At 43.6% G+C, this 12,633-nt stretch carries 9 protein-coding genes and 1 tRNA gene; 8 read left to right on the top strand and 2 right to left on the bottom strand.

The window, feature by feature from the left end; translation table 11 throughout:
* Positions 1-107: 107 nt before the first annotated feature.
* Positions 108-719 (top strand): glycerol-3-phosphate 1-O-acyltransferase PlsY, encoded by a 612-nt coding sequence (plsY, locus tag AC5O63_RS15340; protein WP_171324721.1) that lies wholly within the window; start codon positions 108-110, stop codon positions 717-719.
* Between the two features lie 32 nt (positions 720-751).
* On the opposite strand, the gene AC5O63_RS15335 is transcribed toward plsY, so the two are convergent.
* Both AC5O63_RS15335 and tsaD read right to left on the bottom strand, forming a co-directional pair.
* Positions 752-1,567 carry an alpha/beta fold hydrolase gene (locus AC5O63_RS15335; protein ID WP_494505512.1) on the bottom strand — a complete coding sequence of 272 codons (816 nt, stop codon included), beginning with the start codon at positions 1,565-1,567 and terminating at the stop codon, positions 752-754.
* Positions 1,568-1,674: 107 nt separating this feature from the next.
* The gene (gene tsaD / locus AC5O63_RS15330; protein ID WP_494505511.1) at positions 1,675-2,694 is read right to left on the bottom strand and encodes a tRNA (adenosine(37)-N6)-threonylcarbamoyltransferase complex transferase subunit TsaD; all 1,020 of its coding nucleotides are present in this window, start codon (positions 2,692-2,694) and stop codon (positions 1,675-1,677) included.
* A gap of 229 nt (positions 2,695-2,923) precedes the next feature.
* On the opposite strand from tsaD, the gene rpsU reads away from it, so the two are divergent.
* The 7 genes from rpsU to AC5O63_RS15295 all read left to right on the top strand — a co-directional run bounded on the left by rpsU (position 2,924) and on the right by AC5O63_RS15295 (position 12,631).
* Complete coding sequence (rpsU, locus tag AC5O63_RS15325; protein WP_001145625.1) at positions 2,924-3,139, top strand: 30S ribosomal protein S21; 216 nt, start codon at positions 2,924-2,926, stop codon at positions 3,137-3,139.
* Positions 3,140-3,165: 26 nt separating this feature from the next.
* Positions 3,166-3,609, top strand: a complete 444-nt coding sequence (locus tag AC5O63_RS15320; protein WP_494505510.1) for a GatB/YqeY domain-containing protein — start codon at positions 3,166-3,168, stop codon at positions 3,607-3,609.
* Positions 3,610-3,707: 98 nt separating this feature from the next.
* Positions 3,708-5,465 carry a DNA primase gene (gene dnaG, locus AC5O63_RS15315; protein WP_494505509.1) on the top strand — a complete coding sequence of 586 codons (1,758 nt, stop codon included), beginning with the start codon at positions 3,708-3,710 and terminating at the stop codon, positions 5,463-5,465.
* A 98-nt stretch (positions 5,466-5,563) separates the two neighbouring features.
* On the top strand, positions 5,564-7,420 hold the full coding sequence (gene rpoD / locus AC5O63_RS15310; protein WP_494505508.1) for an RNA polymerase sigma factor RpoD: 1,857 nt from the start codon (positions 5,564-5,566) through the stop codon (positions 7,418-7,420).
* Between the two features lie 151 nt (positions 7,421-7,571).
* Positions 7,572-7,647, top strand: a tRNA-Ile gene (locus tag AC5O63_RS15305).
* Positions 7,648-7,910: 263 nt separating this feature from the next.
* Positions 7,911-10,592, top strand: coding sequence for a class I SAM-dependent DNA methyltransferase (locus AC5O63_RS15300; protein ID WP_494505507.1), 2,682 nt, complete (start codon positions 7,911-7,913; stop codon positions 10,590-10,592).
* Complete coding sequence (locus AC5O63_RS15295) at positions 10,592-12,631, top strand: DEAD/DEAH box helicase (RefSeq protein WP_494505506.1); 2,040 nt, start codon at positions 10,592-10,594, stop codon at positions 12,629-12,631. Before AC5O63_RS15300 ends, AC5O63_RS15295 begins: the two co-directional genes overlap by 1 nt.
* Positions 12,632-12,633 lie beyond the last annotated feature (2 nt).

Genomic DNA, 12,633 nt, shown 5'->3' with positions numbered 1-12,633 from the left:
CTATTTGCAGCTCAAACTAGACTGATTTTGTAGTTTGAGAGCGTCAGGCGCGATATGATATCAGTTACTTGCTTGGCTAACACCTGTTTCGGACGAGTTACTCTACTATGACCCCACTAGCACTGATCATGATCATCTTTGCCTATTTGCTAGGCTCGATATCGAGTGCTGTGCTTATTTGTCGAGTGCTGCGTTTACCGGATCCTCGTGGTGTTGGCTCAAACAACCCTGGCGCGACTAACGTACTCAGAATTGGCGGCAAGAAAGCAGCGGTTGCTGTTCTTCTGTGTGACATGCTGAAAGGCACCATTCCTGTCTGGGGCGGTTACTTCCTTGATATTGATCCTATCATTCTTGGCGTTATCGCGATTGCCGCCTGCTTAGGTCATATGTACCCGCTGTTCTTTCACTTTAAGGGCGGCAAAGGAGTAGCGACAGCCTTGGGCGCCATTGCTCCGATTGGATTAGATCTGACAGGCATGATCATCGCTACTTGGCTAAGCGTCGCGTTTTTGTTCCGCTACTCGTCTCTGGCCGCGATTGTCACTGTATTACTTGCGCCGTTTTATACGTGGATGGTTAAGCCGCAATACACACTGCCAGTAGCCATGCTGTGCTGCTTGATCATTTTCCGTCATCACCAAAACATTAAGCGCCTATTTGAAGGAACGGAACCTAAAGTAGGTGAAAAGAAGAATGGATTGAATAAAGCCTCATAGTTATGAGGCTTTATAGAGGTTTTCTAGTCTAATTAAGAGTATACGCGCTCTAAGAAGCTCTTAAGCATCTCAGTCACAAAATCCGCTTGCTCTAGATTAGAGATATGACCCGCTTTCGGAATCTGAATAAGCTCTGAGCCAGAAATAGTATCGTGCATCAAGTATGACTCTAGAACCGGACGAGGTTTATCTTCTTGGCCTACCGCAATCAAAACCGGTAGAGCGAATTTTTCGATCTCTTCAATTTGGTCGCGACGACCAAATACCATGCGCCCTACACGAGCGACTTCAACCGCTCTATCACCTTTTAAGCTGCGCAAAGACTCAGTGAATCTCTCGACCAACTCTGGATTATCTTGCTGTGCGTTATTGGCAAAAAACAGTGGCGTCACCGCTTCAACCAATGGTTCTGGCACCGCTTGTAGCTGGCTGATGGTATCGAGCATACCGAAGTATTTCGCATGGGTAACTTCAGGCTCTAGACCAACAAAAGTATCCATTAAGACTAGCGACTGAACGCGTTGTGGTACTAGACTAACCACTTCAGTGCCCCACATACCGCCCACCGACAGACCAACAATTGAGAAGGTTTCGATATCAAGATGATCCATCAATGCCACAATCTGCTTAGCGTAATCCGTTAAAGAACGCGTCGACTCTGGTGCAAAGTCTGATTGGCCATGCGCCCATAGCTCTGGAACGATACAGCGGTAATCTTGGCTCAATGCAGCGACTTGTGGCGCCCACATCTCGCTATCCCAAAGATAGCTATGGCCAAGAACAATCACTGGACCTTGACCAATATCTTGGTACGCCATTTCACGTCCGTCGATCGCAAACTTATTCATCTCTATTTGTCCATTTGTTTTATAAAGTCCGAAGCGTAACACTTTTTACATCGTTAACAGCTCGGAGCTTAGATACAAAAAAGTCGCCTTGCTAGGCGACTCTGCTCTTATTCCGCAATTGGCTCTAGTTGATCGATAGGCCAACGTGGTGTCGCTTGAACCGAAAGATCGGCCACTTCACCATTTTTCAGTCGCTGCATACCTGCATACGCGATCATTGCACCATTATCTGTACAGAACTCAGTGCGTGGGTAGTAAACTTCGCCACCGATTTTCTTTGCGAGCTGCTCAAGATCAGCGCGCAGACGACGGTTGGCGCTTACTCCCCCAGCAATCACGATACGCTTAAAACCTGTTTGCTCAAGCGCTCGCTTACATTTGATCGTTAGAGTCGCACACACAGCTTCTTCAAACGCCAACGCGATATCCGCGCGGGTCTGCTCATCATCACCATTGGCAGCAATGGTATTGGCAGTAAACGTCTTTAGACCCGAGAAACTCATATCGAGTCCAGGGCGATCCGTCATAGGACGTGGGAACTTAAAGCGACCAGGCGTACCTTTTTCCGCTAGTTTAGACAGTAAAGGGCCTCCCGGGTAATCTAAGCCCATTAACTTAGCGGTTTTATCGAATGCTTCACCAGCCGCGTCATCAATAGACTCACCAAGGATCTTGTATTCGCCAATACCTTTTACTTCAACCATCATCGAGTGACCACCAGAAACCAAGACCGCAACAAATGGGAAAGGTGGCGGATTGTCTTCAAGCATTGGGGCTAATAAATGCCCTTCCATATGGTGAACAGGTACAGCAGGTACACCCCAAGCATAAGCAATACTACGACCTATAGTGGCACCAACCAGCAGTGCTCCCACCAGACCCGGGCCCGCGGTATAAGCGACGCCATCAATATCTTTCGGCGTCAGACTCGCTTCAGCCATTGCCGCTTTAATTAACGGAATCGTCTTTTTAACGTGATCGCGTGAAGCCAGCTCAGGCACCACACCACCATAATCAGCGTGCAGTTTTACCTGACTATATAATTGATGCGAAAGCAGTCCTTTCTCATCATCGTAAATAGCAATTCCTGTTTCATCACAAGAGGTTTCGATACCAATAATGCGCATGGTTTACCTTGGATGTCTCTGTCTAGTATTCAAAATTGGCGCAATCTTACCGCGCCTTCGCTTCTCAAACAAATTTTGTGCAAACTCTACCCAACAAAATACTTTACAAAGCCAGTGTGATCAGATTAAAATTCCGCACCATTTTTGATCAAGCTGATTGTAGACCTAGCTGCTAAGCTAAGTACTGTGAAGTCAGCATTAACGAATTAACCCCTGAGGTGAAAGGCATATGCCAGTAGTTAAAGTACGTGAAAACGAACCGTTCGACGTTGCTCTACGTCGTTTCAAACGCTCTTGCGAAAAAGCAGGTATCCTTTCTGAAGTGCGTCGTCGTGAGCACTACGAAAAACCAACTACAGTTCGCAAACGCGCTAAAGCAGCAGCTCAAAAGCGTCACGCTAAGAAGCTAGCTCGCGAAAACGCTCGTCGCGTTCGCCTGTACTAATAACTAAGTCCAAAAGGATTATAGTTATGGCTCTGATTGACAAACTCAAAGAAGAGCAAAAATTAGCGATGAAAGCCAAGGACAAAATGCGCCTTGGCACTATTCGTTTAGCTCTGTCAGCAATTAAGCAACGTGAAGTCGACGAACGGATCACTCTGGGCGAAGACGACATTCTTGCTGTGTTGACCAAAATGGTTAAACAACGTCGCGACTCTGTGGCTCAATTTGAATCAGCAGGTCGTCAAGATCTTGCAGATGCTGAGAAGGCTGAAATCACTGTACTTGAGGACTTTATGCCTCAACCGCTTACTGACGAAGAAGTCACTGCGCTAATTGATTGTGCAATTGCTGAATCTGGTGCTGCGGGCATGCAAGACATGGGTAAAGTGATGGGCGTTCTTAAGCCTCAAATTCAAGGGCGCGCAGATATGGGTAAAGTTAGCGGTTTAGTTCGCGCTAAACTGGCTTAATAACCCAACCCAATTGCAACAAGCCGTGCTATCCTTCGGAATGCGCGGCTTGTTTGTATCTACCCTTTCTTATTGTTAGTGCATTTTTCTAAGGTTTTATGGCAGGACACATCCCTCGAAGTTTCATTGATGATCTCCTTGCTCGACTTGATATCGTCGACATTATTGACGCTCGCGTAAAACTTAAGAAAAAAGGCAAAAACTACGGCGCTTGTTGCCCATTCCATAACGAAAAGACCCCATCATTTAGCGTTTCTCAAGAAAAGCAGTTCTATCACTGTTTTGGCTGTGGCGTACACGGTAACGCCATCGACTTTATGATGGAGTATGAACGCCTCGATTTTGTTGAAGCGATTGAAGAATTGGCTTCTTACTTAGGCTTGGAAGTTCCGCGAGAGCAACGCCAAGGCGGCAACTTTCAATCCAACCAACCCAAAGCTAACTCTGAGCAGAAACGAAATCTGTATGACTTGATGGGCAGCATTGGTCAGTTCTACCGTGACCAACTTAAGCAGCCTAAAAGCAAAGTCGCGATTGATTATCTCAAAGAGCGTGGCTTGTCTGGTCAAATCGTACAGAAGTTTGGTATTGGCTATGTAGCCGATGAATGGGATCTTGTACGCAAGAACTTTGGTCAAACACCGCAAACGCAAGAGATGCTAGTCTCTGGCGGTATGCTGATTGAGAATGACAAAGGTAACCGCTACGACCGTTTCCGTGGTCGTGTTATGTTCCCGATTCGCGATCGCCGTGGACGAGTGATTGGCTTTGGTGGTCGAGTGATTGGTGACGGTACGCCGAAATACCTTAACTCACCTGAAACGCCTATTTTCCACAAAGGTAAAGAGTTGTACGGCTTGTATGAAGTTATGCAAGCCTACCGCGAGCCTACGCAAATCCTAGTTGTGGAAGGCTACATGGATGTGGTTGCTCTAGCGCAGTATGGCGTCGATTATTCAGTTGCCTCACTGGGTACTTCAACTACAGGTGATCATATTCAGCTGCTGTTCCGTCAGACCAATACCGTGGTTTGTTGCTACGATGGTGACCGAGCAGGTAAAGAAGCCGCATGGCGAGCGTTAGAGAACGCACTGCAATACCTAAAAACCGGCAATACGCTTAAATTCTTGTTCTTACCCGATGGTGAAGACCCAGACAGCTATGTCCGTAAGTACGGCAAAGAAGCATTTGAACAACAAATAGAACAAGCAACGCCGCTTTCGAGCTACTTGTTCGACAACTTGATTGAAATTCACAATCTAAATCTTGGAAGCAATGAAGGTAAATCCGCACTTCGAGCTCATGCCAGTGCATTGATTGATAAAATTCCAGATCCTTACTTCCAAGAACTGCTCGAAAAACTATTGGATGAGCGTACCGGCTTTGACAATCGTCTACGCCAGACACGTAAGAAAACCAGCGAAACTCGACCTCAACCGCATAAAGAGATCAAACGTACGCCTATGCGCGAAGTGATCGCTTTGCTTATTCAAAATCCGAGCTATGCTGAAATGGTGCCAGACCTCTCTACTGTGAGAGAGTTAACAGTACCGGGACTAAGTTTATTTGTTGAGGTGCTTGATTATTGTCATCAGCATCCCAATATCACTATGGGTCAGTTATTAGAACGCTGGCGAAATAGTAGCCATGAGGCACTTTTATCTCGTCTCGCTGGGTGGGAAATCCCCCTCGACGAAGATAATCAACAAGATATATTTTTAGATTCATTGGACAAGATTCTTGCCCAATGCGTCGAAAAGCAAATTGAAAACCTGCAGGCCAGAGAAAGAAGTGTCGGTTTATCAACCGAAGAAAGAAGGGAGCTGCTAGCTTTGATGCTAGATTTAAAAGCGTAACCCTGTTCGAATAGTCAGCAATAAATAAATTTGTTAAGATGTGTGGTTTGCAACTCGCATACTAATTCCTTCACCAGATACTAAGTTGGATACCGTCTATGGATCAAAATCCGCAGTCACAGCTAAAACAACTTGTCATTAAAGGCAAGGAACAAGGCTATCTGACCTACGCAGAAGTAAACGACCACCTGCCAGCAGAAATCGTCGATTCAGAGCAGGTCGAAGATATCATTCAGATGATTAACGACATGGGCATTCGAGTAGTAGAAACTGCTCCAGATGCTGATGATCTAGCGCTGAACGATGACGATACAATTACCGATGAAGATGCAGCTGAAGCTGCTGCTGCTGCGCTTTCAAGCGTAGAGAACGAAATCGGCCGCACTACTGACCCAGTACGTATGTACATGCGTGAAATGGGTACCGTTGAGCTATTGACTCGTGAAGGCGAGATCGATATTGCAAAACGTATTGAAGATGGTATCAACCAAGTTCAAAACTCAGTGGCGGAGTATCCAGGTACTATCCCATACATTCTTGAGCAATTTGACAAAGTTCAAGCTGAAGAGCTACGTCTAACTGACCTAATCACAGGCTTTGTAGACCCAGACGCTGATGAGACAGCTGCTCCAACAGCAACTCACATCGGTTCTGAGCTTGCTGAATCAGATCTTGAAGATGAAGATGCTGAAGAAGAAGACGCGGAAGAGTCTGAGGACAATGAAGAAGAAGAGGAAGATACAGGCATCGATCCTGAGCTTGCTCTAGAGAAGTTCACGGCTTTACGTAACACATTCCAGAACTACCAGCTTGCTTGTAACGAGTACGGCAACGAAAGCCCGAAAGCGACACTGGCTCATGAGATGGTTATCGACGTATTCAAAGAGTTCCGTCTAACGCCTAAACAGTTCGACTACCTAGTTGAAGAGCTACGCACTTCTATGGAACGTGTGCGTACTCAAGAACGCTTAATCATGAAAGCGTCTGTTGAGTACGGCAAGATGCCGAAGAAATCGTTCATCACTCTATTCACTGGCAATGAGTCAAGCGAAGCATGGCTAGACGAAATCCTATCTTCTGATAAGCCATACGCTGAAAAGATTCGTCGCAGCGAAGACGACATCCGTCGCTCTATCGCGAAACTGAAAGTGATCGAAGAAGAGACATCACTAACGGTTCAGAACATCAAAGACATCAGCCGTCGTATGTCTATCGGTGAAGCGAAAGCTCGCCGAGCGAAGAAAGAGATGGTTGAGGCGAACTTACGTCTAGTAATCTCTATCGCGAAGAAATACACCAACCGTGGTTTACAGTTCTTGGATCTAATCCAAGAAGGTAACATCGGTCTGATGAAAGCGGTAGATAAGTTCGAATACCGTCGTGGTTACAAGTTCTCGACTTACGCGACATGGTGGATTCGTCAGGCAATCACTCGCTCAATCGCAGACCAAGCTCGTACGATTCGTATCCCAGTACACATGATCGAAACGATCAACAAGCTTAACCGCATCTCTCGTCAAATGCTGCAAGAGATGGGTCGTGAGCCGCTACCGGAAGAGTTGGCTGAACGCATGCAAATGCCGGAAGACAAAATCCGTAAAGTATTGAAGATCGCCAAAGAGCCGATCTCAATGGAAACACCAATCGGTGATGACGAAGATTCGCATCTAGGTGATTTCATTGAAGATACGACGCTTGAGCTACCACTAGACTCTGCAACAGCAGGCAGTCTAAAAGTAGCAACCAAAGACGTTCTTGCGGGTCTTACACCGCGTGAAGCGAAAGTACTACGCATGCGTTTCGGTATCGATATGAACACTGACCACACTCTAGAAGAGGTGGGTAAGCAATTTGACGTAACACGTGAGCGTATTCGTCAGATCGAAGCCAAAGCTCTGCGTAAACTTCGTCACCCTAGCCGTTCAGAAACTCTGCGTAGCTTCCTAGACGAGTAAACTCTTCAGCTTTGCTAAGATTGATGAAAAGGTGAGCACTAGCTCACCTTTTTTGTTACTTAGCGATTTAAGTGAATAAAATCTAAGCGCATTTACCCTAGATAGCGTCTAGACAGCTAGATCTGCATCCCCTATAATCATTGCCCTACACGGCCCCTTAGCTCAGTGGTTAGAGCAGTCGACTCATAATCGATTGGTCCGCAGTTCAAGTCTGCGAGGGGCCACCATATACAGAAAGGCCTGAGAGCGATTCCGCTTCTCAGGCCTTTTGCTTTTTCAGCCGCTGTGTAGCAAATATGTAGCAGATTTTTCAGCTCAGGTAGAAAAGCGTGTTTAGAGTAGCCCAACACACCCTTCTTAGTTTTGCTGCCGAAATTGGAAAGGAGCTACTTTCTTGATTTCAGGCAAGTATTCATATTAATCCTCACACCTATATCTGCTTCTTAATGTAGAATATCACTCGTTATTAGATAGCTTATCACGAGTGAAAATGAAAATTACATACACTGAAGTTCACGATAACCTGCGTCAGTTATCAACAAGCATCACGCCTGAATCATACGTATATGATTTCCTAAACTGTTTTGGCACAGCAAAAGCATCGATCACCCGCTTAAAGAAGAAGTTTGCTTATAGCGATGAAGTAATCTCTAACGGGCAAATACACTTTAAGAAAGCCAGCAGTAACCTAGAGCAAGAGCTTGATGCGCTGTCACAACAAAAGTCACTAAAGAAGAACAAGATCCGTTTTGTTTTTGTTACTGATTTTAAAACCGTTTTTGCTCATGATGTCAAAGCTGACGACACGATTCAGCTCAAGATTGAAGAATTACACGATGAGTTCGAGTTCTTCTTACCCCTAGCAGGAATGGAGCGTGCTAGCCTAGCTACAGAGTCGGTTGCGGATGCTAAAGCAGCCGAAAAAATGGCAAAGCTTTTTGACTTGTTGAAAGTTGAAAATGCAATAGAAACAGAAGAACAGATCCACGCAATGAACGTATTTCTATCTCGTGTATTGTTCTGCTTCTTTGCAGAGGATACTGGGATATTCACCAAAGATCAGTTTACTAAAACATTAGGCTCGCTTTCGCACGATGATGGTTCCAATGTCCATACAGTGATGGAAGAGCTGTTTAGCGTTCTTGACACTACCAACCGTGAAAACTGCTCAAATAACTTCAAATCTTTCCCTTATGTAAATGGTGGATTGTTTGCTGAGGCGATTTCGATTCCTCACTTTAATACTAGATCTCGTAGGGCACTTATCGAGTGTGGCTCGTTAGACTGGTCTGCAATCAACCCAGATATTTTTGGTTCAATGATCCAAGCCGTAATGGACGTAAAAAAACGTTCAGAGATGGGGATGCACTACACATCTGTTCAAAATATTATGAAGGTGTTAAGCCCTCTCTTTTTGGACAAGCTAACCGAAGAGTATCTAAAAATCCTAGATACTGAGGTTAAAGATGAAACCAAGGTCAAAAACCTAAAAGCTCTTTGTACAAGGCTCTCGAAAATAAAAGTCGGAGATATGGCTTGTGGTTCAGGTAACTTCCTGATCATTGCATATAAAGAGATACGTCAGCTAGAGATGAAAATCCTAAAAGCGATTCGCCACCTTGAAGGTGCTGACGACCAAATGAACCTAATGTTCGGTGCTCCACAGTGTGGAATATCCCTCGGTCAGTTCTATGGCATCGAGTATGATGATTTCGCTTGTAGTATTGCAATACTCTCTCTTTGGCTTGTTGAGCATCAAATGAACCAACAGTTCAACGAAGAATTTGGAGCTAGTGAAGCGACCCTACCTCTAAAGTCGTTCAATAACATCATTCACGGAAATGCTCTGCGTATCGATTGGAATGCTGTGATGCCTAATGATGGAGAAGTGTATGTTGTCGGTAATCCACCTTTCTTAGGTTCAACTTGGCAAACCAAGGAACAGAAAGAGGATATGAAAGCTGTTTTTTCTGACTTCAAAAAGTATAAGAAACTAGACTATGTAACTTGCTGGTTTTTATTAGCTAGCAGATATATCAAAAACTCTCTTGCAAAAAGTGCTTTTGTAGCCACAAACTCAATTTGTCAAGGTAGCCAAGTGGCTACTTTCTGGCCACATATACTTGATGCAATCGAAATTGATTTCGCAGTAACATCTTTTAAGTGGTCAAACAATGCTAAGAATAGCGCAGGTGTTACGTGCATCATTGTTGGTTTAAGAAATACCTCAAAAGACGTTAAATACATCTACAACCTCGACTTCAAATCACAAGTAAACAATATCAACCCTTACCTTGTTGATGCTTCTGATATTGTCGTGACTGGTTCTTGGAGTCCAATAAATGGTTTACCAGATATCGAGTATGGCAACAAGCCTACTGATGGAGGGCATCTTATCTTGTCTACTGAAGAAAAAGATGAATTGCTCGTAAATCACCCTGAATCTGATGTATTTATAAAAAAATATATTGGTTCTGATGAGATCATCAAAAACAAGTTAAGATGGTGTTTATGGATCACAGAAGAGAACCTTGAGTTAGCTAAGTCTATAAAACCAATCTCAAAAAGACTTGAGAGTGTAACAAACTCAAGATTGGCTAGCTCAAAAATAGCAACTCAAAAGCTTTCTGAGTACCCTCATAAGTTTGAGTTCTCTAGCTATCAACGCAAACCTTGTTTGTTAATTCCCGAAGTCTCATCAGAAAATCGCTTATACATACCGATGGACTATTTCGATGAAAACACAGTGCCTAGTAATAAGGCTTATGTGATTTATGATTGTCCTAAATATTTCTTTGCGCTATTAACATCCAAAGCACATATTGATTGGGTTCGAATGGTATGTGGGAGGCTAGAAACTCGTTTAAGCTATTCCAATACACTATGCTATAACACATTCCCTGTTCCAACACTCTCCAGTCACGAAAAAGAGAGCCTTGAGAGTTATACAAATAAAATAATTCGAGCAAGAATTATGAATGGCGGATCTTTAGCGGAGCTTTATGACCCTAAAAAAATGCCAGAAAGTCTACTAGCTGCTCACCAAGAACTTGATGTATTTGTTGATTCCTTATATCAAAAAGCGGTAAACCGCTCTAAACCCATCGCTACTGATGCTGAACGTCTCGAAGTGCTATTCAAAATGTACGCTGAAATGAAGGAGCAACAGTAATGACTACAAACTTTGTTGAAGTTACATATCAAACAAGCTCCGATAGCGTAAATACAAACACTATGGGTATGAGGGAGATGCAAGCACGAGCTTATGAAGCTCGTCAATCACAATACCTATTGCTGAAATCACCGCCAGCATCTGGTAAGTCTCGTGCGTTGATGTTTATCGCTCTTGATAAAATGCAGAACCAAAACATCAAGAAGACGATCATTGCCGTTCCTGAAAAGTCCATTGGTGGATCGTTCTCAGATACCGACCTATCAACTTACGGCTTTTTCGCTGACTGGACAGTAAAAGAAACCAACAATCTATGTATAGACGCTAGCGATACATCAGGCTCATTCAAAAGGTTTATGCAGTCAGATGACAACGTTCTAGTTTGTACACACTCCACGTTACGTAATTCGTTTAAATCTCTTGAACCCTCGGACTTCAATGGCTGTTTAATTGCTATTGATGAGTTCCATCACCTGTCTGCAAATGACGACAACATTCTAGGTGGTGTTCTGCAAGCTTTAATGAACTCCTCTAACGCCCATATTGTGGCAATGACAGGTTCTTACTTCCGAGGTGATGCTGAGCCTGTTTTACTTCCAGAGTATGAGAATCGTTTTGATAAGGTGACTTACAACTACTACGAGCAGTTAAACGGCTATAAGCATCTAAAATCATTAGGCATTGGCTACCATTTCTATCAAGGTTCTTACCTCTCGGAAATCGAACAAGTTCTTGATACTGATAAAAAAACCATCCTTCATATTCCTAACGTTAACTCGATGGAATCTACAGGCAATAAGTATCAAGAAGTCGATCATATCATTGACTCAATTGGTGAGATTGTTGATGACCGAAGCATTGATCCAATAGCTTATGACGCAGGTGTGATTTTTGTTGAGCGAAAAACTGACGGGAAAATTATTCGTGTAGCTGACTTGGTTAATGACAACCCTAAAGAACGTGAAAAAATCCAAGGTTTTCTCCGTGATATATCAAGTGTCGATGATATGGATCTCATCATTGCGCTTGGTACTGCTAAAGAAGGTTTTGACTGGGCGTATTGTGAACACTCGCTAACTATCGGATACAGAGGCTCGCTGACTGAAATTATTCAGATTATCGGGCGATGTACCCGTGACTCAGAAAACAAGACTCACGCTCAGTTTACCAACCTCATTATAAATCCCGATGTTAGTGACACTCTGATCAAAGATTCCGTAAACAATATGCTAAAGGCAATCACTTGCTCTTTGCTTATGGAGCAAATCTTAGAGCCAAGGCTTAATTTCCGCTCTCCACAGTCTAAAGAAAACTCTGACGATAGCATAAACAAAGACAAGTTCGATAACGACTATAAAAAAGAGCAAGAAGCACTCAAGAAATTAAATGAGCAGAAAAAATCAGGGACAGTTGAAATTAAAGGATTTGCAGAACCATCTACAGAAAAAGTTAAGCAGATCATTCAAGAAGATATGACTGAGCTTCAAGCTGCTGTATTGCAAGATAATGTAATGCAGAAAGCAATGGCTGGTAGTATTGACGCTGAAGTTGCGAACCGAGTTCATCTTCCTCGAATAATTGAAGAGAAGTTCAAAGGTATGGGTTTGTCTGATCAAGAGGTCGAAGAGATCCGTCAGCACTTCGTTGCTGAGGCACTTATAAAACCCTCTCGTATCAAAGAAAAACAAAATGGTGACGGTACAACTTCTCGATTTATTGAAATGGCGAATAAGCAATTCGACTTAGATAATTTAAGTGTTGACCTCATTGATTCTTGTAACATCTACGAGAACGCTTTTGATGTGTTGTCAAAATCTGTTGATGCTCCTGTTCTTAAAGCAATCAAAAACGAAATCGACTCACAGAAAATAACCATTACTAAAGAAGAAGTTCTTATCCTCTTCAAAGAACACAAAATTGAAAAGTTTATGGCTACCCATCAACGCAAACCTTCTTTAGAGTCAAATGATCCTCTGGAAAGAAGGCTTGCAGAAGCAATTGTTTTTGTTGAACAAATGCGCCAGCAACACGGGAGATAAGA

The organism is Vibrio sp. SCP2 (genome assembly GCF_059295395.1).
The sequence above is the reverse complement of the archived record's forward strand: the minus strand, read 5'-3'. Positions and strand labels throughout refer to the sequence as shown.

Excerpts from the sequence above, each read along its gene's own strand:
- AC5O63_RS15320 (WP_494505510.1), top strand. The coding sequence starts at position 3,166 with ATGGCTCTGATTGACAAACTCAAAGAAGAGCAAAAATTAGCGATGAAA.
- plsY (WP_171324721.1), top strand. The coding sequence starts at position 108 with ATGACCCCACTAGCACTGATCATGATCATCTTTGCCTATTTGCTAGGC.
- AC5O63_RS15295 (WP_494505506.1), top strand. The coding sequence starts at position 10,592 with ATGACTACAAACTTTGTTGAAGTTACATATCAAACAAGCTCCGATAGC.
- rpoD (WP_494505508.1), top strand. The coding sequence starts at position 5,564 with ATGGATCAAAATCCGCAGTCACAGCTAAAACAACTTGTCATTAAAGGC.
- rpsU (WP_001145625.1), top strand. The coding sequence starts at position 2,924 with ATGCCAGTAGTTAAAGTACGTGAAAACGAACCGTTCGACGTTGCTCTA.
- dnaG (WP_494505509.1), top strand. The coding sequence starts at position 3,708 with ATGGCAGGACACATCCCTCGAAGTTTCATTGATGATCTCCTTGCTCGA.
- tsaD (WP_494505511.1), bottom strand. The coding sequence starts at position 2,694 with ATGCGCATTATTGGTATCGAAACCTCTTGTGATGAAACAGGAATTGCT.
- AC5O63_RS15300 (WP_494505507.1), top strand. The coding sequence starts at position 7,911 with ATGAAAATTACATACACTGAAGTTCACGATAACCTGCGTCAGTTATCA.
- AC5O63_RS15335 (WP_494505512.1), bottom strand. The coding sequence starts at position 1,567 with ATGAATAAGTTTGCGATCGACGGACGTGAAATGGCGTACCAAGATATT.